The sequence below is a fragment of the Pseudomonas sp. P5_B3 genome, from assembly GCF_056400405.1.
The window spans coordinates 1-23,128 of record NZ_JBFULI010000053.1 but is presented as its reverse complement, the minus strand read 5'-3'; the positions used below and the strand labels follow the sequence as shown (position 1 = coordinate 23,128).

The following is a 23,128-nucleotide window of genomic DNA, read 5'->3' as shown; positions in this document are numbered from 1 at the left end:
TTCAGCGGGCGGGTCCCCCGATAACTAAGACTAAAGTTCCATAGCAAGTCTTTGTCAATATTATGTCGTTAAAACAGATGACCGGTTTTAGGATTCATAACTAGCTGTTTTTAAAAGACATATAGGAATTTGAGTGCAGGTATAGAGCGAAATGTTATTTCTTACTGCCGGAAGTGCATAAAACAAAGGAATAACGTCGCAGCGCGTAACGACCTGAGTACCTTTCATGTCCTTCATCCAGAAGAAGGTTGTGTCCTTCCGGCCTTGAGTGGAGAGATTGCGCGCGCCGAACCGGAGGTACGGGTGGCCGTCGAAAAAGGCCTGAAGCAAATACAGAAAGCCTGGGCCGATCGTCTCCGTAGCCCTGATGCGGCATGGGCCGTCATCGCTCAATGTGTGGGAGCGCCAGTCCTGTCCCGAGCAGTCGAGAAAGAACGAGCTCACAAGGAAATCATTGCCTCGACCCGCAAAGCTATTTCACATCGGAAAAATCGAAGAACGTCTCCGATTATGCGAGAGCAGTTCGCAACGCCATGATCATCGCTATCGCTGCAAAACCCTGGTCGATTCAGCCCTCCCTGAATTCCCACACCGAATGCATTCATGAGGCAATTGAATGGAAGGAGAAAGGGAGGGCATCCATTGCCCTCCCCTCCGCGGTCCACGCTCCCTGCGTCAGTACTGACCAGGACCTCAAGTGGCCAGAACGAAGTCCGTCTGATCAACGGCCGCGCTGCTGACCCCCACAAGGCGGATGGAGTCCGCTCCGATCCCCACCACCGTGTCCGCCCCGTCTGCCGTTATGGTCAGGCTGGGAGCGAACGTCGCGCTGCTGATCCCCATCGGCCTGAGGTCGAGCAAGTCCTGCCCTGCGGCCGCATCGGCTCCGAAGTTCAGGATCGTATCGTTGCCGAAACCCGGGGCACCAAACACGAACGTATCGTTGCCGGCCACGCCGCCACTCATCACGTCGTTACCAGCAGCGCCGACGATGAAGTCGTTACCTGCCCCCCCCACGATCGTGTTGGCCAGCCCGTTGCCGGTGCCCACAAAGTTGCCATTGCCGCCGAAAAACATATTCTCGACGTTGGCATCCAGGGTGTAGCTCGCCAGCGAGGTCCAGATCGTGTCGTTGCCGCCACCGGCGTTCTCGCCTACCACGTCCCCAAGGTCGGTGACTTCGTAGATATCGCTGCCACCACCACCGACCATCGTGTCGGCACCGCCGTTACCGATGAGAAGGTCGTTACCCGCACCGCCCACGAGCATGTTGGCCAGYTCGTTGCCGGTGCCCGCAAAGTTGCCGCTGCCGCCGAAAAACAGATTCTCGACGTTGGCACTCAGGGTGTAGCTCGCGAGCGAGGTCCAGACCGTGTCGATGCCGGCACCGGCGAGTTCGACCRCCTGGTCCCCAAGGTCGGTGACTTCATAGGTATCGCTGCCGCCACCGCCGACCATCATGTCGGCACCTGCGCCACCGACGAGGACGTCGTTRCCCGCYCCGCCCGCGATCGTGTTGGCCAGCTCGTTACCGTTGCCCACGAAGTTGCCGCTGCCGCCGAAAAACAGATTTTCGACGTTGGCACCCAGGTTGTAGCTCGCGAGCGAGGTCCAGACCGTGTCGCCACCACCACCGGCGGCCTCGATCACCTGATCCCCAAGGTCGGTGACTTCGTAGATATCACTGCCAGCACCGCCGACCATTATGTCGGCACCTCCGGCACCGATGAGGATGTCGTTACCCGCACCGCCCACGATCGTGTTGTCGAGCACGTTGCCGCCGCCCGTGAAGTTGCCGCTGCCGCCGAAAAACAGATTCTCGACGTTGGCACTCAGGGTGTAGCTCGTGAGCGAGGTCCAGACCTCGTCGATGCCGCCACCGGCGAGCTCGGTCACCACGTCCCCAGCGTCGGTGACTTCGTAGATATCGTTGCCATCACCGCCGGCCATCGTGTCGGCACCAAGACCGCCGATGAGCACGTCATTGCCCGCGTCACCATTGATGATGTCGTTACCGCCCAAGCCGTTCAGGATGTCGTTGCCAGCACCTCCGCTGGCAATGTCGTCGCCTGTCGTGCCGGTCCAGATGTCGACACCGGCGGTACCGACAAACACATCACCGACCACTGTCGTAGCGGCAGAGGTGACTCGCTCAAGTGTGCCGAGGTCATCGGTGTAACTCGCAACGATACGCAGTTGCTGACCGACCAGTGTCGGGGTGAGCGCGAGGGTCGTGCCCGTCTCGCCGACGATGTCGGCAAAGATCGCACCGTTCCCCGCCTGCCACTGATGGGTAATCACCGAGGTCGTGGTCCCGTTGGCGTCGGTGAACGCATCCGTGGCGGTCAAGGTCGAGCCTTCCGTCGGGGTCGTGTCGCTGATCAGCACCGTTCCGACCGGCAGGAAGTTGACGGTGCCGGTACCGGCCGCCGTGATCGGTGCGGTCGGCGCCGAGAACACCTCCTCCAGCACGCCATTGGCGTCCTTGTAGACCGCCCTGACGCGCAGAGCCAGTCCGGTTGGCACGACGAGTTGCGGGATAGCCGGCACGGCACCGATGAGGGTCGCCGGTGGTGGGACCCTGAGTTCCGTGCCCACCGTGACAGTCAGACCCTCCGCGCGCGCGACCTCGCCGGCGGCAAAGAAGGTGATGTCTTCGAAGACGCCCGAGCCTGGGCTTGGTTCGAACTGCCAGAAGAAACTGATGGGGCTGGTGATCGCGCCACCGGTCGCGGTATTGTCGGCATCAGAGATGTCTGCCGCCGATACCGTCAGCGTCTGGCCGACGGCGGGCGTGGCATCGTCGATCGTCAGCGAACCGACTGGCGCCGAGTTCAAACCGCCAAGCACAATCGCCTGATCGGTGAATTGCAACCGCTCGATATTGCTGAGGGTGTCGATCCCGTCCCTGCCAGCGACACTGTCGGTGACCGTAACGGTGCCGTTGACGTTTTCGACCACGGTGTAATCCGCAAAATTGCCGGAGTACAGCGCCGTATCGAAGTCGGGACCGGGCGCCGTCAGAATCTCGCGGACGACCTGGAGCTGACCGGGGTTATAGGTGCCGTTCAACATCAGCGGGACCAGCGGTGTCATGTTGTCGAAGCTGGCGATTTCCGGCCCGGTGCCATCGATGTTCTGCCGCACGCTGATGCGCACGTTGAGCCACTTGTCGCCGTCGATCAGGTCATCGCCGACCCGGCCTTCGATGACGTCGCTGCCGGCACCACCCAGGATAATGTTGCCCCCGTCGAACTTATCGTCGGCCGTCCCCCCGATACCGTCGGCACCGAATCCGGCGCTGCCGACGAACGCCCGCAGACCACTGATGAGGTCGAAGTTGGTGAGTACGCTGCCCGTGGCGCCAGCAATAGCGAGCGTTACCGCGGTGGAATCATCGCCAGTGAGGAAATCGGCGTGTGCCGATCCCGACAGCCCTTCCACCAGGTCCAACCGGGCAAGGATCGACGCAGTTGAACCAGGCACCTGCGGCTGATCGAAGAAGCGCAGACTGGAGTTGAGGCCAATGGTCACGCCGACCGGATCGTCCTTGTAGGTCGCCCAGTCGTAACCGGAGAACCCGATGAAACGGTCCGCCTCGCTAGGGCTGCCGATCATGATGTCATCACCGCCTTCCCCGTCGAAGTTATCCGGTCCGCCATCGCCCATGAAGACATCGTTGCCAATGATCGGATCGTTGCCGAATGGGTCGAAGTTGTCGCCGGCAACGCCATCGGCGGATCCGCCCTGGATCCAGTCGTCGCCTTCACCGCCGCGCGCGAACTCGTTCGCCTTGCTGCCGAGGATGAAGTCGTTGCCCAGGCCGCCACTGCTGTCGGCCGCGTCCTCGCCGGTGATGATGAAGTCCTGGCCGGCCTGGCCGAGGATCAGGTTCAGGCCGTTGCCGCCCTGGATGACGTCGTTGCCGTCCTCGCCGTGGATGACGTCGTCGCCGCCGATGTCGGTGATGATGTCGTCACCGGTACCGCCAAGGAGTTGGTCGTTACCGTAGCCGCCATCGATCCGGTCGTTACCGGCATCGCCATAGACCGTGTCATCGTCCGAGTCGCCGGCAATGAGGATATCGTTGCCGGCTGTGCCGCCGAGCACGACCGTATCGGCACCGGTGTAGTGCAGGTAGTTGGTATCCGGGCCCACTGTGCCGGGGTTGTCGCGGATCACCAGCGGTGTGAGGAAGTCACTGCGTGGTGAGCCAATCGGATGGTTCGACGGTCCAAAGGGATCGGCGGTGACTGGCAGATCATCGATCGTGCCGACGATGCCGTCGGGCCCGGCTACCACACTCGGGTTGTACTGACGCGTCTGGTCAATTTCCAGGGTAAAGGCCGGCGTCAGGAAAACCCTGGCCGAGAGGTGTGTTGCGTCGGTATTGGCCATGACCAGATTGGCGAACGTGTTGTTCTCAAGTTCCGCGCCAAAGTCCATCGAGGCGGTGCGTTCCAGATAGTAGAAGCGGTCTCCGTCCTGGAGTTTCTCCATCTGGTTCTCGAAGACGAAGTTGAAGGTCGAACCGAGCATGCCGCCAAAGGGCATTTTCTCCTCGGCCAGCCCGCCAACCCAGAAATCGACACTGTCCAGGCCGGTGATGGTCACGTCGTCCGCGGTGTTCAGAATACCGTCCGCACCAGCGGTGCTGGCCCAGGCACCTGTGCTGTTGAGGAAGTCGACACGGTCGGCCGGTGCAGTCGCGCTGCCTAACACCAGGTCCGCAGCCGCGGCGCGCTTGTCCGCCAGCGTGATGGCGCCGGTGATGGTCGAGTGTGTGCCGTAGGCGGCGATGAAGTTGATCAGCGATTCCGGATGTTTTATGTGCTGCACGAAATCGGCCCAACTGGTGTAAGGCTTGAGCTCTGCGTCGCCAGTAGGCAGATAGAACTCCCGCCGCGCCGCGTTCAGGGACGGAATGCCGGTATCGCGGCCGCGCGCCAGGTTGATGGCAGGCAGATCGAGCGGCAGGCCGAGCAGATTGTTGCGCAGGGCTTCAGTGACGAACTCGTCAATCTCGTTGCCTACCTGACGGGTCACGCCGCGCACGATGGCACCGGCCGCCTGTTCCGGGGTCGGACCGCTGCCCGCGAACGCGATCGGGTTGAGGAAGGCCTGAATCAGCCCGATATCGCTTGAGGCGAAGTTCGGATCCAGCCGGTCGACCTGCTCCAGCAGCATCGAGTGCCCGAAGCGATAGACGGTGTGCGCGAACTCGGCAACGATGCTCGGATCGATCGCAGTGTCGTACACCTGGCCCGGGGCGAAGAAGGGATCGACCATCGGCTGGATCGTACGCGCGAACTCCTCGAACACCAGGTGCTGGTACTGCATCTCGGTGCCGAACTTCGCGGTCTGGAACAGGCGCTCGCCGTTCCAGTCAAGGGTCGTGGTATCGACGGGAACGGCAGTGACAGGCGTCAGCAGCCACTCGTTCAGGAACGACACGTCGCCGCTTGCCGCTGTCGCCAGGACCACCGCCATGGTGTGATCGACCAGGCGGTTGTGCTCATGGTGGAAGATGGAATGGACGGTGGTCAGACCGATGTTCTCGTTGACCCGGCCGTCGCCGGCAATGTAGTGCGCGTCCAGCAGTTCGTTGTCGTAGAAGCCCGGTGCAGGCGTACCGCCAACAACAGTGTCCACATCGGGCAGGAGTGCTGCGCCGGTCACGTCGTCGATCGGAACGGCGGTGTGCGCGATGTCGTTGAGGAAGGCATGACCGGTGCGTACGGCATCGACCAGGCTGATGGGCGCCGCCGGATTACCTTCAACGAGCACATCGTCGGCCGTGCCGGCAATGCCGTCCGGGCCCACCATCACCACCTGAGGAAAACCGTTCGGACCCTTGATGAAATTGCCGTAGGCGTCGGTCGCCAGCAGTGGCACGTTGTTGAAATCGGCATCGGTGAGATTGATGCCGAGCAGGTCATGAGCTTGCGCCTTGACTACCTTCCAGGTTGCCATGCCACCGATCCCGACGTCGTCGGCCGTACCGAACACGCCATCGGCGCCCAGATCACGATTTTCGATCAACTTGCCGGTGGCCACCGGATCGCCCGCTGCGTTGAGCTCATAGGCACGCAGGAACACCTGGTGCGAAGGATGCGAGCTGTAGGTCTGGTTCTGGTCGACAAACGGCGAGGTGGTATTGGTGTTCTCGTGGATGTCGTCGGCCGTACCGAGGATGCCATCCGGGCCGGGCAGATTGGTGGCGCGCGTCAGCACCATGAAGTTGGTCGGGCTACCGGGCACGAACAACGGGTCATCCGGCTGCAGCGGAATGAACACGGTGCCCGAGCCGCCCTTGGTGACGAGGTCCAGGCCATGGTCGAAAAACTGGCCGAAGAAGGTCATCCATTGGTTGAAGGGCGCGGTCAGGCCCGCGTCGGGACTCACGTTCGAGTTGAAGAAGGTCTGGAACGTCGTGCCGTCGGTGCGGGTTCCGGTAATCACCTGTGAGCCGACTTTCAAGACATCGTCAGCCGTGCCAAGGATGCCATCCAGCCCCGGATCGAAGGTAGCCGCGACCGCTGCCGGGTTGCTGGCGGTCTGGTCGACGATCAGGTTGCTGATGGTGCGCGGCTGCGAGTCGTTCACCAGGCCGCTGGTCTGGAGGTAGCTCGTGCCGGCGTCGGCCGTGCGGAAGTCCGGAGTGGTCAGGCGCGGGAATACGTTATCGGCGGCACCGAACTCAGGATGGAGCAGGTTGTTTTCCGTCCCTTCGACCGTGCGCAAACCGTACGGCACCCGTATGTTCGGCAGCAGAGAAACCATGTTCTCACCCGCCGCGTTGTGTTCCGCGATCTTGATCTGGTCAAGGATGAACGCCAGGTCCGATTGCGTGTAACGCACACCGTTGCTGGGGGCAGTGGTCTGCGGATCGATCAGCGAAGGCGCCGCTGCGGGGGCCGGCGCGCCGGCAACTACGGCCGTGGTCGGTGCCGAGAACACCTGTTCGGTCACGCCATTATCGTCCGCATAGAAGCCTTTGACGCGCACTGCCAGGCCGGCAAGATCCGCCGTCACCGTGAGAGTGGGCGCGTCCGCTCTTGTAAATCCGAGACCGATGCGGCCTGGCCCGAGGATGATGTCCTCGAAGACGCCCGAGCCTGGTGCCAATTCAACCTGCCATATGTAACTGATGGAATTGTTGATCCCCCCACCCGCGTTGTCGGCATCGCTGATGCCTGCCGCCGACACGGTCAGCGTCTGGCCAACGGTCGGTGCGGTGTTATCGACCGTCAGTGCGCCCACAGGCTCGGCGTTGACCCCCTGCACGAGGACCACTGCCTGATCGGAGAACTGCAGCCGTTCGATGTGGGTGAGACGGTCGGTTTCTTCATTGCCGACATTGTCGGTCACGGTGACGACGTCGGTGGCGGCGAGATCGAGGGGAACGGCGGGATCGACGACGATGCCATTGACGGCGATCGTGTAGTTCGCCAGAGGGCCCATGAAGTTGACGGTGTCGAACGCAGCCCCGCCTACGGATGTACCGGGCAGGATTTCGCGCACGGCGACGAGCTGGCCGGGATTGAAGGTGCCGTTCAGCATGAGCGGGATCAGGGGCTCCATGCTGTCGAAGGTGGCGATCTCCGGCCCGGTGCCATCGATGTTCTGCCGCACGCTGATGCGCACGTTGAGCCAACTGTCGCCGTCGATGAGGTCGCTACCGCCAAGGCCTTCGATGATGTCGCTGCCATCGCCACCGAGGATGATGTTGCCCGCGCCGAACTGATCGTCTGCGGTACCCACGATGCCGTCGGGGCCAGCAGCAGCGGCGCCGACGAAGGCCCGCAGGCCGCTGACGAGATCGAAGTTGGTGAGGATGCTGCCCCTGGCCGTGATGTTGGCGATGATGGCTGCGTTTTGGTTGTCGCCGCGCAGGAAGTCGGCGAAGGACGACCCCGACAGGCCCTCCACTTCCGCGAACCGGTCATAGATCGCGTCGGCCGATTGCGCCACCGCGCCCACGATATTGCCCGCGGCATCGGGCACCGCGTGATAGGGACTGAAGAACGGGGTGACCATGTCGACGGTCACGCCGAACTTGTCATTCTTGTAGGTGGTCCAGTCGAACCCGGACATGCCATCCATCTTGTCCTGAGCGTCGCTGGCGACGAACACTTCGTCGCCGCCCTCGCCGATCATTTCATCGAATCCGCCTTTTCCGATGAAGATGTCGTTGCCGGGCACATCGTCGGACAACGTGGGGCTATTGTTGTCGCCGACCGCACCGTCCTGGGTGCCCCCCTCGATCCAGTCATCGCCTTCGCCGCCCTGCGGCGATAGGTTGACTTTGGCGCCGAGGATGAAGTCGTCGCCCGCGCCGGCGAAGGTCATGGTGATGTCTTCGGTGGTGATGATGAAGTCTTTGCCAGCGCCGCCGAAGACCAGGTTGTTGAGGCCGAGGGTCGAGTTGCCGGCCTGGATGACGTCGTTGCCGTCCTCGCCGCGCAGGGTGTCGCTGCCGCCGATGTCGGTGATGATGTCGTCGCCGGCACCGCCAAAGACGTTGTCGTTGCCGTAGCCGCCGTCGAGGCGGTCGTTGCCGGCGTCGCCATAGACGGTGTCGTCGTCCGAGTCGCCGGCAATGAGGATGTCGTCGCCGGCCGTGCCGCCCAGCACGACCGTATCGCCGCCGGTGTAGTGCAGGTAGTTGGTATCCAGGCCCACTGTGGCGGGGTTGTCGCGGATCACCAGCGGCGTGAAATGGTCAATCCGTGGTGAGCCGATCGGGTGGATCGACGGGCCAAAGGGGTCGGCGTTGGCGGGCAGATCGTCGAGCGTGCCGACGATGCCGTCCGGGCCGGCCACCACACTCTGGTTGAACTGGCGCGTCGGGTCGGTCTCCAGGGTGAAGGCCGGCGTCAGGAATACGTTAGCCGACAGGTGTGTTGCGTCGCTGTTGAGCATCACCAGATTGGCGAACGAATTGTTCTCCAGTTCAGTGCCGAAGTTGAGTCCCGCGGTGCGCGCCAGATAGTAGAGGCGGTCACCATTCTGCAGGTTTTCCAACTGGGTTTCGAAGACGAAGTTGAAGCTCGAACCCAGCAAGCCACCAAAGGGCATCTTCTCTTCGGCCAGGCCGCCGATCCAGAAGTCGACGTTGTCCAGGCCGGAGATGGTGAAGTCGTCTGCGGTGTTCGGAATACCGTCCGCCCCGGCGTTATTCGCCCAGACACCGGTGCTGTGCAGGAAGTCGAGACGGTCGATTGGCGCGGTCGCGCTGCCGAACACCAGGTCTGCAGCCGCGGCGCGCTTGCCCGCCAGCGTCGTAGCGCTAGTGATGGTTGAGTGTGTTCCGTAGGCGGCGATGAAGTTGACCAGCGATTCCGGGTGCTTCATGTGCTGCACGAAATCGGCCCAGCTCGTGTAGGGGGTCAACTGGCTGTCGCCGGTCATGTGGTAGAACTCGCGCCGCGCCTCGTTCAGCGACGGGATGCCGGCGTCGCGGCCACGCGCCAGGTTAAGGGCGGCCAGGTCCAGTGGCAGGCCAACCAGGTTGTTGCGCACCGCGTCGGTTACGAACTCGTCGATCTCGTTACCGACCTGGCGGGTCAGGCCGCGTACGATGGCGCCTGTCGCCTGCTCAGGGGTGGGTCCGCTCGCAGCGAATGCCAGCGGGTTGAGGAAGGCCGCGATCAGGCCGGTCTGTTGATTGCCCGGGGCAGTCGGATTGCCGTCGCCGACGACGTTGAAGTTGGCATCGAAACGATCGACCGTCTCCACCAGCATCGAGTGACCGAAGCGAAAGACCGTGTGCGCGAACTCGGCGACGATCGCCGGGTTGATCGTGGTGTCGTTGCCCATGGGTGCCAGGAAGGCGTCCACTTGCGGCTGGACGGTGCGCGCGAACTCCTCGAACACCAGGTGCTGGTACTGCATCTCGGTACCGAACTTGGCGGCCTGGAACAACCGCTCGCCGTTCCAGTGCAGGGCCGCGATGTCGGCCGCCGTCACCGGCAACGCCGTCAGTTGGGCGTCGGGCATCAGCCACTGGTTCAGGAAGACGAGGTCGGCGGAGGCCAGGACCGTCGCCTTGGTCTGATCAACCAGACGGTTGTGCTCGTGGTGGAAAACGGAGTGAACGGTGGTCAGGCCAATGTTYTCGTTGACGCGGCCATCGCCGGCGATGAAGTGCGCATCCAACAACTCGTTGTCGTAGGTGCCGGGCGCTTGCGGGCCGCCAATGACAGTGTCCGCATCAGGCGTCAGGCCGCCGGTCGGATCGGCGCTGTGGGCGATGTCAATGAGGAACTGGTGACCGGTGCGCACGGCGTTCGTCAGGCTGATTGGCGCGGCCCGATCACCCTCGACGAGTATGTCATCGGCGGTGCCGGCAATGCCATCCGGACCCTTCATCACGACTTGCGGAAGGCCGTTGGGGCCCTTGATGAAGTTGCCATAGGCGTCGGTTGCCAGCAACGGCAGGTCGAACACATCCGCATCGGTCAGGTTGATCCCGAGCAGATCATGGGCCTGGGCCTTGACCACCTTCCAGGTGGCCATGCCACCGATTTCGACGTCGTCGGCGGTGCCGAACACACCATCGACACCCAGGTCACGATTGGTGATCAGCTTGCCGGTGGCGACCGGGTCGCCGGCGGCGTTGAGCTCATAGCCGCGCAGGAATACCTGGTGCGAAGGATGCGAGCTGTAGGTCTGGTTCTGATCGACAAACGGCGAGGTGGTGTTGCTCTGATCGTGGATGTCATCGGCGGTGCCGAGGATGCCATCGGCGCCGGGCAGATTGGTGGCCCGCGTCAACACCATGAAGTTGGTCGGGCTACCAGGCACGAACAGTGGATCGTCGGGCTGTAGCGGAATGAAAACCGTGCCGCTGCCGCCTTTGGTGACCAGGTCCAGGCCGTGGTCGAAGAACTGGCCGAAGAAGGTCATCCAGGCGTTGAAGGGCGCGGTCAGGCCCGCGTCCGGCGTGATATTAGGAATATTGAAAACGGAAACGTCGTCGGCGGTGCCGAACAGGCCATCCAGACCGGGGCTGGTGACCACCTGTGAACCCGGGTTGGCCGCAGCAGCCGCGACCGCCGCCGGGTTGTTGGCGGTCATGTCGACGATCAGGTTGCTGATGGTGCGCGGCTGCGAGTCGAAGACGGCACCGCTGGTCTGCAGGTAAGAGGTCGGCGTGGTTCCGCCAGGATCGGCGGGGCCGAAGAAGCCGACCGGTTGGACCTGCGCGGTATTGAACACCGGTGTCGTCATGCGCGGGAAGATGGTGTCGGCGGCGCCGAACAGGGGATCGGCCAGGTTGTTGCCGAAGCCGGAGACAGTGCGCAGGCCGAAGGGGACTTCTACGTTCGGCAGCATGTCAACCAGACTCGCGCCTGCCGCATGCCGTTCGGCGATGAAAATTTGTTCGAGAATGAATTCGAGATCGGACTTGTTGAAGCTGGCCATGGCTGTTTCCTCGATGCTTGACTAATCAGGAAACCACACGCTTAAAACACGGCTGCAAACGCGTGGCTTAGTGTTGAACCCCATAAACAAAAAACAGAAATTGAACGACGGGACCTGATTTCACGGCCATACGAAGCCCTTACTGAATCGCGTGCGATCAGCAGTGCTCAACTGAGGATCAATTCCCCATGACAACCGTAACTACAGGCTGGTATTGCGCCTCAAGGAGGCGCCGGCCCATGAACACGGGTTGGATAGATGGCGTAACTTACTAATGGCCCCGTCACGTATCGGGGCTCTATGCATCTGTCCATATGGCTCTCTCAGGCATAGGGGGCTTGTCACAGATGCCACACATCCAGCGATCAGAGTCATTGGCCGGAATACGCTGGCGAAGATCGCCATAGTCCGGGAGTTCCTGAGGGGTGATGGCACGGTTCTGCGTCCATGCGGCTTCGTCAACAAGCCTTTTATCCATGAGCAAACTGGCATCGACTACGAATTGACTAGTCTGTATTGGAGACGGGTTCAACACGCCTGATGGCGGAGTCAGGAAATCAATACTATTGGTAATAACCCCCGGCTGCTTTTGCCGGAAATAGCGATTACCCGGATTGATCGAGAATCTTTTTAATCTATTCATCGCCCCTCCCGCCCTCAACCTCGAATGCTAGCTTTACACTCCATTGAAAATGAGTATTGAGGTGCTACCCGGATGTGTACAGAGACGAAAGCCCAGTCAAATTCTGAGACCTTGGTCAAAGAATCGGATCAGACCTTGGTCGAATCAGACGCTGGCCAAACGTCCAGTGACGCAGTGCCCGGGAGACAGATCCCCCTTGCGAAACTGCGCCATTTAAGCCGCTCAACCCAGTTCGTAATCTGCGCCACAGTAATTCTGGGTTTGACCATGACACTCGTTGGAAACCTCGTAAGCCAGAGTATCGAAGATGCAACGGTTCAAACGGCGGCAGAGACGGGGGCGCGTTATATGCAGAACTTTCTCGAACCTTCTGTCCAGGGATTGACCACTGCCAAAGAACTCCCCGATGAAACGATTCGGACCATCGATCAGCTGCTGTCCAGCACCTCGCTCAGTACACATGTTGTCTCGGTGAAGATCTGGCTTCCAGACGGCACGATTGTCTACAGCACCGACAAATCCACGGTCCAGAAAAAATTTCCGACAGAGGAGATCTCACAGGCGCTGACAGGCAAGATCTATACAGAACTGGACAATGATCTTGAGGATGATACTGACGATGCGTTTGAGCGAAGCCTGAATATTCCGTTCTATGAAATTTTTGCTCCACTGCGCGAAACGGGTACTGGAAAGATTGTTGCGGTGGGTGAGTTCTACGAAACCGCGCAAGCGCTACAGCGCGAAATCAATAACGTTCGCCAGAAAGTATGGGCGATTGTTGGTACGGCAACGATGGCCATGCTTTTGCTTTTATTTTTTATCGTTCGGCGTGACGACAAGATCATAAAGCAGCATGAAACAGCACTTGAATTGCGAATGCATGAGCAAGCCAGGTTGCACTCAAATAATGCCGCCCTTCAGCACAAAGTCACTACAGCCAATCGCGAGTTCTCAAAAATCAATGAACTCACTCTTCGTCGGATCGGGGCAGATCTTCATGATGGTCCTGCTCAGCTGTTGTCACTTATTCTCCTTCGCCTTGAAGAGCTCGAAGATTCACAAGGCGCCTCGGATGGAGAAGTCCTCGAAATGATCAGACGTGCCGGCGAGGATGCTTTAAACGAAGTGCGGGAAATTTCACTCGGCCTGGCACTTCCGGAAGTCAATGATCTGAGCCTGCACGATGCACTGGTGTTGCTTGCCCAGCGGCACGAAGAGCGAACCGAGACGCGAGTCGAACTGGAGCTTGATACGCTTGCGGACGATGTACCGGCAGCGCATAAAATTTGTATTTACCGCTTCGCCCAGGAAGCATTGAACAATGCCTATATTCACGCCGGAGGAAAAGGCCAAAAACTCAGCGCTTCTCACTCCGAAGGGCTACTGCAAGTGCAAGTCGAGGATGCAGGAGTGGGTATTCCAACCGAGAAACCGAGCGTGCCAGGTCGAGGCAGGACTCATCTGGGCCTTGTCGGCATGCGCTATCGCGTCGAATCCCTCGGCGGAATATTCATCATTGAATCGGCTCCCCATACCGGAACCAAAGCCAGGGCGCAGTTCAAAATCTGATCACCCGTACCAGAATGATCGTCGCTCCCAAGTAACCGCAAATGCTTATGGCCCGTTATTTGTCTAGCCGTTGTCATTCAAGTCGCGGCGTTGAAGAGCACTACATAAGCCAGGTATATGGTCACTCTCCCAATGCCGTCTCACTGCTGCGACTGCCTGCGTCCGGTTACGAACACGTAGCTTGTACATGACGTTCGTCATGTAGTGCTTGATGGTCTTCTCGCAGAGCTCAAGCTTGATAGCAACCTCGCGGTTAGTCAGGCCCTTCGATACCTCCCGGATAACTTGTTCTTCGCGATGGGTCAGTTCGACCTTTTGCTTATCACCCGCGTGCTTTCTGAAACTGCCTAAGAGCTTGCTGGCAAGCTTGGGGGTAATGAAGGTTTCACCACCGGCAACCTGTCTGATGGCTTGTACAAGCTCACGACCGCTTATGCCTTTCAACGCATATCCCTGCGCGCCTGCTTCGAGGGCGGAATAGGCGTCCTCGATGGACTCGGATACCGTCAGCATCAAAACTCTAACTGCCGGCGAAGAAGCTGAGATCGCTCGCACGGCAGCAAAGCTATCGCCCGGCATATTGACATCCATCAGCAAAACATCAGGAGCAAAACGAGCGGTAATTTCCAGGGCATCATCGGCAGACCCGCCCTGCCCGACCACCTGAAAGTCAGCTATTTTCCTCAGCGCCATTGTGACCCCATCCCTTAACAGTGGGTGATCATCAACGATGCCAATCTTGATCATGGAACTCATAGGAACTCCCCATAAGAGTCGATGGAGCTGCATGGTGGTGTCGCACGTTTCATTTTTCACCCCTCGCGCCATACCCGATCCGGCAAGCCCAGCCGTCTCCATGATGTCCGGGGCGACAGCTGTGGCGGGTACCCGGAGGGCTGCAACTTATGAGCCATTTCAATAGGCCGAAGATAAAATTCAAATTAATTAACAGGCTGTTTCTGAGTGTTTCAAGCGAAAGAAAGGGTGAAGGGGGGATATTCCTCAAATCAGGTGCTAAACGCCCGGTTGGGTGGGTGTAATGCCCCATTTATGGAGATACCGCTTTTGCTTGGGGCTGATTGCCCTGAGGCGACTTGGATTCAACCGGTCGATTCAACAGATTGAGCCAATCGGTTGCATCGACCGGTTGAATCCACAGCCAATACCCGACATTTCCCCTTGGCTCGATAGCAGGCGTTTTCGGTCCAGGTACTGTCACAACCACCGCGCGAAAAATCCGTCATGACATGTCATGACCTCCTTCAGAAACGGACTTTGACCAACAAATACGGGGTTTAAAGGACGAATGGTCGAGAGGCGTCAAGCGCGGGGAATTGCCGGGAGTTTGCAGCCACTACAGGCTTTTCAGGCAGGCACGTTCGTCGCGGTGAGGTGAACTTCACTCTCATCACGTGTCACATTAGGTCCTTGTCAAGTGAACTACAGAAGAGGTAAAGCCTTATGAGCATCGCCACAATTGTCAGTGCCGTGATTTCCAGTCTCGCACCCAGTGTCTTCGAGCAGAACAGCCTGCAAGACCCCGGCGCGCATGTCTCCGCCGTCGACTACCACTACGGAATGGAAGTCGATGTGAAACGGGTACTGCAGCGCACCGATACCTCCGACAAGACCGGCATGGTGCCGGTGACCCTGGTCTACGAAGACAGCGAGGGCGAGATTCACAAGCTTCGTTTCCTCGAATGGGGTGGAAGCCCCACCGACCCCACCAGCATTGCCTGATCCGCTCGCCGATAGAGTTCCGGGCCTCGCCTGCGCCTCAGAAGCGGATGTTAAACCTCATAGGCACCCAGTGCGGATGATGTTTGTTGTTACCTGAATATTAAAATAATCGAATGATTAAAAGTTCATTCGTGAAAATCACTATTATCTTGGCCGCGTAATGCCGCAAGATTAACTAATCGTAATGGCTGAATCTTGACTGCCATCAGCAACGGCAAACTCCAATTATGCCGTGCCGGGAGCCAAGTTGATTCACTATTACAACAAAGAGGTCACCATGGAACTTAGTATGTTTTCTTCGTCCACCGTGGAATATGTGCGTTTGGGCGTTGTATATTTTCATCTTATCGCCTGCTGCGTGGCAATCGGGCTGGTTTTGACCAGTGACATTGCAATGGTCAAGCAACTCCTGAAGGGAGATGCATCAGGTCACCATGATGACGCGCACATGGACAGTCTTCAAAAAACCGTATCGCTTGCACTTGTCTGGCTCTGGATTACGGGCATTGCTATTGTCGGGATCGATTATTCCGGCAAGGGGATGGAGTATTTCCTCAATCCAAAGTTACAAGCCAAAATCGGCATCGTTGTGCTGCTGACCATTAACGGCTTCGTGTTGCATGGCGCTGTATTGCCGGCGCTGAAAAAAGCCGGTTCGTTACTGAAACTCTCCTTCAGCCTGCGCATGCTGGCGCTGTTCTCGGGGGCGTTCTCTGGCGTGTCGTGGTTCTATGCCGCCATGCTGGGTGTGGGTCGTCCGCTGGCCTGGAAGTACTCGCTGGTGGAGTTGCTGGCAGCCTATCCGGTGCTCATCGTCGGTGGGTTCGCGATGATGGTACTGCTCACCATCTGGGCAAAAAACAAAGACACCGAAGCACGCATGGAGCAAGGCACCAGGACTCCAGGAAACGCCGCCCTGGCTGGCTGGTGAATCCAGGTTGAACAAGGAAGTTCGACGCTAGCCAATGAATCTCGCTTTAACTGTTAAAAGTCTCACTTGAGGATACCCAAATGAAATCCATGAAAGTTCTCTTCGTAGTTGCCACGCTGACCGCCTCTTCTCTGGCGATGGCCACAGGTGGCGGTGACCGGACCTTCGCACGCATGGAGTCGGCCCGCAAAGTCTCGATGGAAACCTACCAGGTTGCCCAGAAACACAAGGCTGAAGCCTCTGTAGCTCAAAGCAAAGCCAAGGCAGCCGATCGCAGCAACAGCTGATCCGTGTAGCGCGTCCCCGGGCCGACAGAAATGTGCAGCCCCCCCTCAAAAGCAGCACCCAAGGTGCTGCTTTTGCTTGTTTAACACAAATCCCGCTTACACAAAATCCAGTGTGTTGAATCCACAGTCGTAAGCAGCCTTTCACGAAGGGCTGCTTTGGGGCCTGTTCTTCAGGTCTGTGCTCAGAAGCGATAGTTGGTGCTCAGCTCCAGCGTCCGTGGGGCACCGGGCGTGATCAGGTCCACCGAACCATGCGCCGAAGCGTAATAGTCCTTGTCGAAGACATTGCGCAGCCGCAGGGCCATGTCCCATTTCGGCTGGTTGTACAACAGCGCGGCGTCCACTGTCGTGTAAGCCGGCATGACCACATTGTTATCCAGCGCGGTATAGCGATCATCGACATAGTTGGCCCCCATGCCCACACGCCAGGTTTGCGTCAGCGAACGCACGCACCTGAGGATCACGCGTTATTTTGTATTGTCCTTGGGTGTGCAGATGGTGTTGATCTGGAACTGCACCCCTTCAAGTGATGCCTTGATCTGATCGGCTGCGTGCTGACACGCCTCCATATTCTTGTACTCAGCATGGTCGACCGCTCGAAAGGGCTGTGGGCCACTTGTACCAAGAATGATCCAGAGAATGAAGTTCATGATGCCTCCGACACTTCAGGTAGATGATGGAGTCTAGCAGTGGATTGATGACCGGGGCATAGAGCGCATTTGGAGTCGATACTTCAACTGGAGAATGGTGAGCCTCATGTAGGACGTGTATGACGAATATTATCGGTTATGACCGGCCGCTATGGGTCGATTTTTGCCACTCACCGAAGGGCAAATCGGCCAAAAGCGGCCTGTGGGGCGCGCCTCGAAAACCTGGGGCAACTCACAATTTTGACTCGATACTACTTACTGACTCACTCGGGCCGGCAGCGGTACCGATCTTCCGACGCAGAATCATCATTCCCGCAGATACAAGGCGAGTTGCACTGCGGCTCGCGGATGGCCGCCGGCCACCCGCGAGCCAGTGCCATCAAGCCAGCAGCTTAAGCTCGTCTTTACCGTACTTGAGTGATTTCTCGTCTGGAATCATCAGGCCGGTGTGCTCGTCGCGCCCCTGCAGGACGAAGCGGGCGTCCGGCTTGCCCAGTTGGGTAGCGGCCTGCTGGCTGTCGGCGCCGATCTCGCCCTTCTTCATGCGGTTGACGATCACCCCCACCGCCGTATCGTTGAAGTCGCGCAGCATCCAGGCATCGCCATCGCTGTCGCCAGCCACCAACACCGGGCCATAGCCCTTCTGTTTAACCAGCACGTTCTTGATGSCGACGGTCTTGCCCGGACCGTAATTGAAGTGCCAGTCTGGCTGATAGCGAGTGGTGTACGTGCCGTCTTCCATCGCCATGCGCAGGCCGATCACGTTCTCAGGCGGCACGCCGTATCCGTAATGAGGATTGCCCGCGAACACGCGTACCACATCGTCGATCGAGGCGGTGCTGACATAGACGTCGATGCCGTTGGCGCGCAGCGCGTGCATCAGACCGCGAATTTCCTCATGGATACGAATGCCATGGAAGTGGGTATCGGCCACCACCCCAGCCCTGCCCGGCAATGTGCGCGAACTCTCGTACTTGACCTTGCGCAGCGCGTCGCCGATGGCGTAGTTGTTGGAAGCCTCGGCCATCGCCTGCAACTCAGCCGTGGTCATGTTCTTGTAGAAATACAGAATCCACTTGTAGCCGATCTCCACCGGGTAACTGTCGCAGATCGCGTCGTACATGAAGTAGAGCTTGGCGAGAAAATCCTTGTACTGCTCGCTGGCCTGGATCTCTTCCAGGCTCTTGTCGCCAGCGAGCCCCTTGTAGTTGGCGTGCAACCAGCGGTAATCCGCTTCCACATCGCTGGCGATGTCTTCCATCTTGACCGGCTTGCCGTCCACCGTGGTGTAGTCCTTCATGAACGCGCCGTTCGGTACGTCCTGACGCACCACAGCAGCGAACTCATCAGGCGTCAGCTTGTACTGCAAATGATTGATCTGGTAGACCAGCAGCGCTTCTTCACAGTCGTTCATGATGCAGGTGTTGTCCCAGTCGAACACCGCGTATGGGCGCTGGTCAGCACGGTAGGACGCGCTTTTGACGCCGTGCTCATCGATCACCGCTTGCAGACGCTTTTGGTTAAGCGGCGACCAGCGCGCTGGGTCCAGCGCATTCGGTGTGGCCGCAGGCGTGGCGGCTTGCGTTATACGGGATGACAACAACAGCGGTGAGACGACGGAAACGGTGGCGAGGGTGTTCAGAAACTGGCGACGCTGCATGGCATAGCTCCTACTTCTAGACGAGAGGTTACAACCGAGGCGATGGCGAAAGCGTGTTTCGAAATACGGACGAGGGGAAGAAGCCGTCCGGCCACGAGGCTAGCTCCAAATACACAAAAAAACAATATTGCCTCAATATTGCACAAGCATTACGCGCAGACCTGTCAGCTCAATGATCCTGGGGCCGCGCCAAACTTGACAGCGACTGACGCCCCTCCACAATGCGTGCTCGGACAGCGACTCGAACAGCAGGGACACCCGGTATGTGGCAAGAAGAGCGTTACCAGCGGATCCGCGCACTGCTATCGACCTTGCAGCGCGTCACCACCGACCGCATCGTCACGGAGCTGAATGTTTCTCGCGAGACTGTGCGGCGCGACCTGGTCGCTCTGGAAGAACAGGGAGAGTTGAAGCGGATACACGGCGGCGCCATCCGCGTTGAGGACGAAGCGCCCATCGCCGAGCGGGCGCAAAGCAACGTCAAGTTCAAGCGTGACCTCGCGCGCGCCGCGGTCAGTCTGCTGTCACATGGGCAGACAGTGTTCATCGACGCGGGCACCACCACCGTCATCCTTGCCGAAGAGTTGGCCAAGCTGGGAGGTCTGACCGTGATCACCAACTCGTTCAACGTGGCACTGCAGCTGCGCAACCCCGCCGCGTCGGGCGGTCGGCACAACGAGGTGCTCGTACTGGGCGGTTCACTCGACGATCGTGCGCCGGCGACGGTCGGCAGCACCACGGTGGCGGAAATTGCCCGCTATCGGGCCGACCTGGCGCTGTTGTCGCCGGTCGGCATCGACGCCCAGCGCGGTGCCAGCAACTACGACCACCGCGAAGCCGAAGTGGCGCGCGCCATGGCCGACAATGCCGAAGGCGTAGTCATCCTCGCCGATTACAGCAAGATTGGCGTGGAGAGCCGTGTCGCTTTCTGCCCGCCAGAACGCATCGACGTGCTCATCACCAACCACAAGGCCAGTACCGAAGCGGCGTTCGCCGCACTGAACGCCAAGCTGAAACGTATTGTCCTGGTGTAGCGGTGGTTTGGCGGTTGCAACAGGCATTGACGCAGCATGATGCTCAAGTGCAGCGCAACCGGGTAGATCTTGCACGATGTGACTCTCGGCGCTGGCAAACTGACCGTAACTGTATTGGCTGCGATCGCCTGCATTGGGTTGAATCCACAGCCGAAAGCTGACGTTCCCAGACACCTGCGAAGTCATGGCAATTTAGTCTTGGTCCGTGGAAAATCAGTGCTCGCCATTAATCTTTCGTGAACATACTCCTCAAATTGTTCGGCTGGCAGTGGCGGGGAAAACAGGAAGCCCTGGTAGGTCTGGCAGCCATGCTTGACCAGAAAGGTGCGCTGAGCTTCTGTCTCCACACCTTCTGCAATCACCGAAAGCCCCAATATCTGGCTCAGGCTCACAATCGCGCAGGCGATGGCGGCGTCGTTGGGATCAACCAGCACATCTCTGATGAAGGACTGGTCGATCTTGAGTTGATCCAGCGGAAGGCTCTTCAGGTATGACAGTGACGAGTAGCCGGTTCCGAAATCATCCAGCGAAAGGCCTATGCCGACCTCTTTCAACTCGATCATTTTGGCGACAGTACCTTCCATATCCTCTATCAGCAGGCCTTCGGTCAGTTCCAGTTTCAATTTCCTCGGATCGGCCCCCGTGTATCTCAGTACTTGCAGTACCTCCTCGACGAAGTCCGGATGGTGAAACTGGCGGGCGCTGACATTCACAGCCATACCCAGTCGGGCGGTTTCCGAATGCTTTGCCCAGGCAACCAGTTGATCGCAGGCTGCCTGCAGCGCCCAACGGCCTAACGGCAGAATCAACCCCGTTTCCTCTGCCAATGGAATGAACTCGCCTGGAAACACGACTCCGCGCTCAGGATTCTGCCATCTCATCAGCGCCTCTGCGCCAATGATACGGCCCTCACTATTCACCTGCGGCTGGTAATAAAGAAGGAATTCGTTGTCCTGCAAGCCTTGGCGCAAGTCTACTTCCAGTCTGGCGCGTGCCGTGGCAACCGCCTGCATGTCCGGATCGAAGAAGCGCATGGTATTGCGGCCCGCCGCCTTGGCGCGATACATCGCCAGGTCAGCGCGCTTCATAATATCGTCCACTGTGCTCAGTTGCCCCTGGAACAGCGCAATGCCGAGGCTGGGGGTGCTGTGGTGCTCATATCCATCCAACTGGTAGGAAATGTTCAGAGCGTTGAGAATCTTTTCGCCAATAGCCTTGGCCTGGATAGCTGCTTCTGGAGGATTCTCATTAAGGCCATCCAGCAGGACGACGAATTCGTCTCCGCCCAGGCGAGCCACGGTGTCGCTCTCGCGTATGCAGCCGCAAAGGCGCAGAGCAACTTGCTGCAGCAACATGTCGCCTCTGTCATGCCCCAGCGTGTCGTTCAGTGCCTTGAAGTTATCCAGGTCAATGAGAATTATCCCGCTCGTATGCAGGCTACGGGAGCTGCCCGCCAGCAGATGCTGTAACCGGTCCAACATGAGCCGCCTGTTGGCCAGCCCGGTCAACTGATCGTAGAAGGCCAAACGCTGGACCTCTTGCTCAGCGGTCTTACGGTGGGTGATGTCAGTATTGATCGACAGAACGGATTGCGGCTGGCCATCATCGTCTCGCACCAGGGTTCGATGACTTTCGAGCGTAATGGTGCAGCCATCCCGGCGTCGAAGTGTAACTTCGTCCGCCCAGTCACCCGTTTCTATCAGGCTGTCAGTGGCCGCATTGAAAGCGGCGCTACCCTGGTAGATCAACTCCTGTGCCGATTTGCCGAGTGCCTCTTCCTTTGACAGACCGTAGAGACGCTCGGCACTTTTGTTCCAGTACAGGATGCGGTTATCCATCCCGTGAACGACAATGGCGTCCTGGGCCTTGTCCAGCAGCGATGCTTGCTGGCGGGCCTGCTTCTCGCTTTCGCGCAGCACTGCCAGATAACCTTCCCTTTCGGCTGCTTGCGACTCCATTTCGCGCCTGATCTTGCCCCCGTAGATAACGGCCGCACTGACCATCAGTAGAACGAACACCATGATCGCGTATTCGACCCGGCGCAGTTCTTCGACCGACTCAAGTTCCTCCTCCAGGAGCTTGCTTTGAATCAGGCCAACGCGATCCCGCACGGTACTGAGTGAGGCGAGCAACTGGGCATACTTCCTGTCCATCGTTGCCATGCGTTTGCCGGCATTATCCGACTGCCCCTCCCTGAAGTAGGAAAAGATCAGCAAGGCCTCGTTCACCATTTCGACCATCGCGGCATCAATTGCACCCACCTCATCCTTCAATGCAAGGGTAAAGGCTTGTATATCTGCACTGTGTTCAGCCTCATTGGCGATCCGTACTTCCAACTGTTTTTTGGCCATTGCCAAATGCTCGCTGAAGGCGCGCAAGGCTTCATTCATGTTCCGCGATTCGGCTTCAACATTATGTGTATCGAACACATTATTGCCCGGCGCATTGACTTTGGAAGCCAGGCTGCCCAGCGTTGAATAGCTCGACAGCTGTTGGACCCACGACTGGTTTGCCGTGATGGAGCGGTGATAGGTATCGACGATCAGGTGATTCAATAGCACGCTCAGCACAACAACCAGCACGTCGAATCCCGCAAGAAAAAAGTACATGCGGTGCCATTTGGTCGAGCGCGGCTTATTTGAACTGGTGGGTATGGCTGGCTTTGCGGCGCTTTTATTCCTGAAAAAATCCATTTCACAATCTCCAAACATAATCCTTCTAAATTGACCAATAGAAGCGGTATTCGGAAACCAATTAACCTTTTGTGCCAACACCTGAACCTGAGAACAAACCGCACGTAGCATTAGCCAAATTTTTTCTCTGTCCTGGATTCACGCTGGTTTTCGTGAGCGAAGCTCCCGAGACAAGCAATAGCTACCGAAGCTATACGTCTTACGTGTCACGCCAACCAACTATTCGACACTAAGCAATGCATTTGGCGATGCTAATTTCATGGTGAAATTTTTTACTCTCGGAAGCAGTCTCTTAACATTTCGGCGGTAAAACGAAATCATTTTCATTTGTTGCATTTGACATCATCGTTTCAGGTAACGATTCTCCTCGCTCTCCATTGTAGAACTGAACGTCGGCAATCACTTTTGCCAGATGTTCTGTTCCTTTCAATTTCCTCAGCCTCGTTTTGCGYCTCTGGCGAGCGTGCAGACCAAGGCCTGCATGTCTGGGG

12 protein-coding genes and 1 pseudogene are annotated in these 23,128 nt (G+C 58.6%); 5 read left to right on the top strand and 8 right to left on the bottom strand.

Going from position 1 to position 23,128, the window contains the following annotated elements; all coding sequences use genetic code 11:
* Positions 1-693: 693 nt before the first annotated feature.
* Together AC1DRN_RS24510 and AC1DRN_RS24505 are read right to left on the bottom strand one after the other, a co-directional pair.
* Positions 694-11,430 (bottom strand): peroxidase family protein, encoded by a 10,737-nt coding sequence (locus tag AC1DRN_RS24510; protein ID WP_477786826.1) that lies wholly within the window; start codon positions 11,428-11,430, stop codon positions 694-696.
* Positions 11,431-11,728: 298 nt separating this feature from the next.
* The gene (locus AC1DRN_RS24505) at positions 11,729-12,073 is read right to left on the bottom strand and encodes a hypothetical protein (RefSeq protein WP_223462576.1); all 345 of its coding nucleotides are present in this window, start codon (positions 12,071-12,073) and stop codon (positions 11,729-11,731) included.
* Positions 12,074-12,145: 72 nt separating this feature from the next.
* On the opposite strand from AC1DRN_RS24505, the gene AC1DRN_RS24500 reads away from it, so the two are divergent.
* Positions 12,146-13,642 (top strand): sensor histidine kinase, encoded by a 1,497-nt coding sequence (locus AC1DRN_RS24500; protein WP_223462577.1) that lies wholly within the window; start codon positions 12,146-12,148, stop codon positions 13,640-13,642.
* A gap of 63 nt (positions 13,643-13,705) precedes the next feature.
* On the opposite strand, the gene AC1DRN_RS24495 is transcribed toward AC1DRN_RS24500, so the two are convergent.
* A complete protein-coding gene (locus AC1DRN_RS24495; RefSeq protein ID WP_223462578.1) occupies positions 13,706-14,398 on the bottom strand; it encodes a response regulator in 693 nt (230 codons plus the stop codon).
* A 705-nt stretch (positions 14,399-15,103) separates the two neighbouring features.
* On the opposite strand from AC1DRN_RS24495, the gene AC1DRN_RS24490 reads away from it, so the two are divergent.
* The 3 genes from AC1DRN_RS24490 to AC1DRN_RS24480 all read left to right on the top strand — a co-directional run bounded on the left by AC1DRN_RS24490 (position 15,104) and on the right by AC1DRN_RS24480 (position 16,600).
* Positions 15,104-15,382, top strand: coding sequence for a DUF2790 domain-containing protein (locus AC1DRN_RS24490; RefSeq protein ID WP_223462579.1), 279 nt, complete (start codon positions 15,104-15,106; stop codon positions 15,380-15,382).
* Between the two features lie 277 nt (positions 15,383-15,659).
* Positions 15,660-16,313, top strand: coding sequence for a hypothetical protein (locus AC1DRN_RS24485; RefSeq protein ID WP_223462580.1), 654 nt, complete (start codon positions 15,660-15,662; stop codon positions 16,311-16,313).
* 80 nt (positions 16,314-16,393) lie between these two features.
* Complete coding sequence (locus AC1DRN_RS24480; protein WP_223462581.1) at positions 16,394-16,600, top strand: co-regulatory protein PtrA N-terminal domain-containing protein; 207 nt, start codon at positions 16,394-16,396, stop codon at positions 16,598-16,600.
* A 182-nt stretch (positions 16,601-16,782) separates the two neighbouring features.
* Here the strand turns inward: AC1DRN_RS24480 and AC1DRN_RS24475 are convergent.
* The 3 genes and pseudogenes from AC1DRN_RS24475 to AC1DRN_RS24465 all read right to left on the bottom strand — a co-directional run.
* A pseudogene (locus tag AC1DRN_RS24475) lies at positions 16,783-17,049 on the bottom strand (TonB-dependent receptor); the annotation flags it as partial.
* An 18-nt stretch (positions 17,050-17,067) separates the two neighbouring features.
* Entirely contained in the window at positions 17,068-17,250 is a 183-nt protein-coding gene (locus AC1DRN_RS24470) for a hypothetical protein (RefSeq protein WP_223447925.1), read from the bottom strand.
* Positions 17,251-17,629: 379 nt separating this feature from the next.
* Entirely contained in the window at positions 17,630-18,910 is a 1,281-nt protein-coding gene (locus tag AC1DRN_RS24465) for a haloacid dehalogenase-like hydrolase (RefSeq protein ID WP_477786825.1), read from the bottom strand.
* A gap of 263 nt (positions 18,911-19,173) precedes the next feature.
* Between AC1DRN_RS24465 and AC1DRN_RS24460 the strand changes: the two genes are divergently transcribed.
* Complete coding sequence (locus AC1DRN_RS24460; protein ID WP_223530222.1) at positions 19,174-19,944, top strand: DeoR/GlpR family DNA-binding transcription regulator; 771 nt, start codon at positions 19,174-19,176, stop codon at positions 19,942-19,944.
* A gap of 182 nt (positions 19,945-20,126) precedes the next feature.
* Here the strand turns inward: AC1DRN_RS24460 and AC1DRN_RS24455 are convergent, their stop codons facing one another.
* Positions 20,127-22,637 (bottom strand): putative bifunctional diguanylate cyclase/phosphodiesterase, encoded by a 2,511-nt coding sequence (locus tag AC1DRN_RS24455; RefSeq protein ID WP_223462584.1) that lies wholly within the window; start codon positions 22,635-22,637, stop codon positions 20,127-20,129.
* 292 nt (positions 22,638-22,929) lie between these two features.
* A partial coding sequence (locus tag AC1DRN_RS24450) for a hypothetical protein (protein ID WP_477786824.1) occupies positions 22,930-23,128 on the bottom strand: 199 nt, incomplete at its 5' end.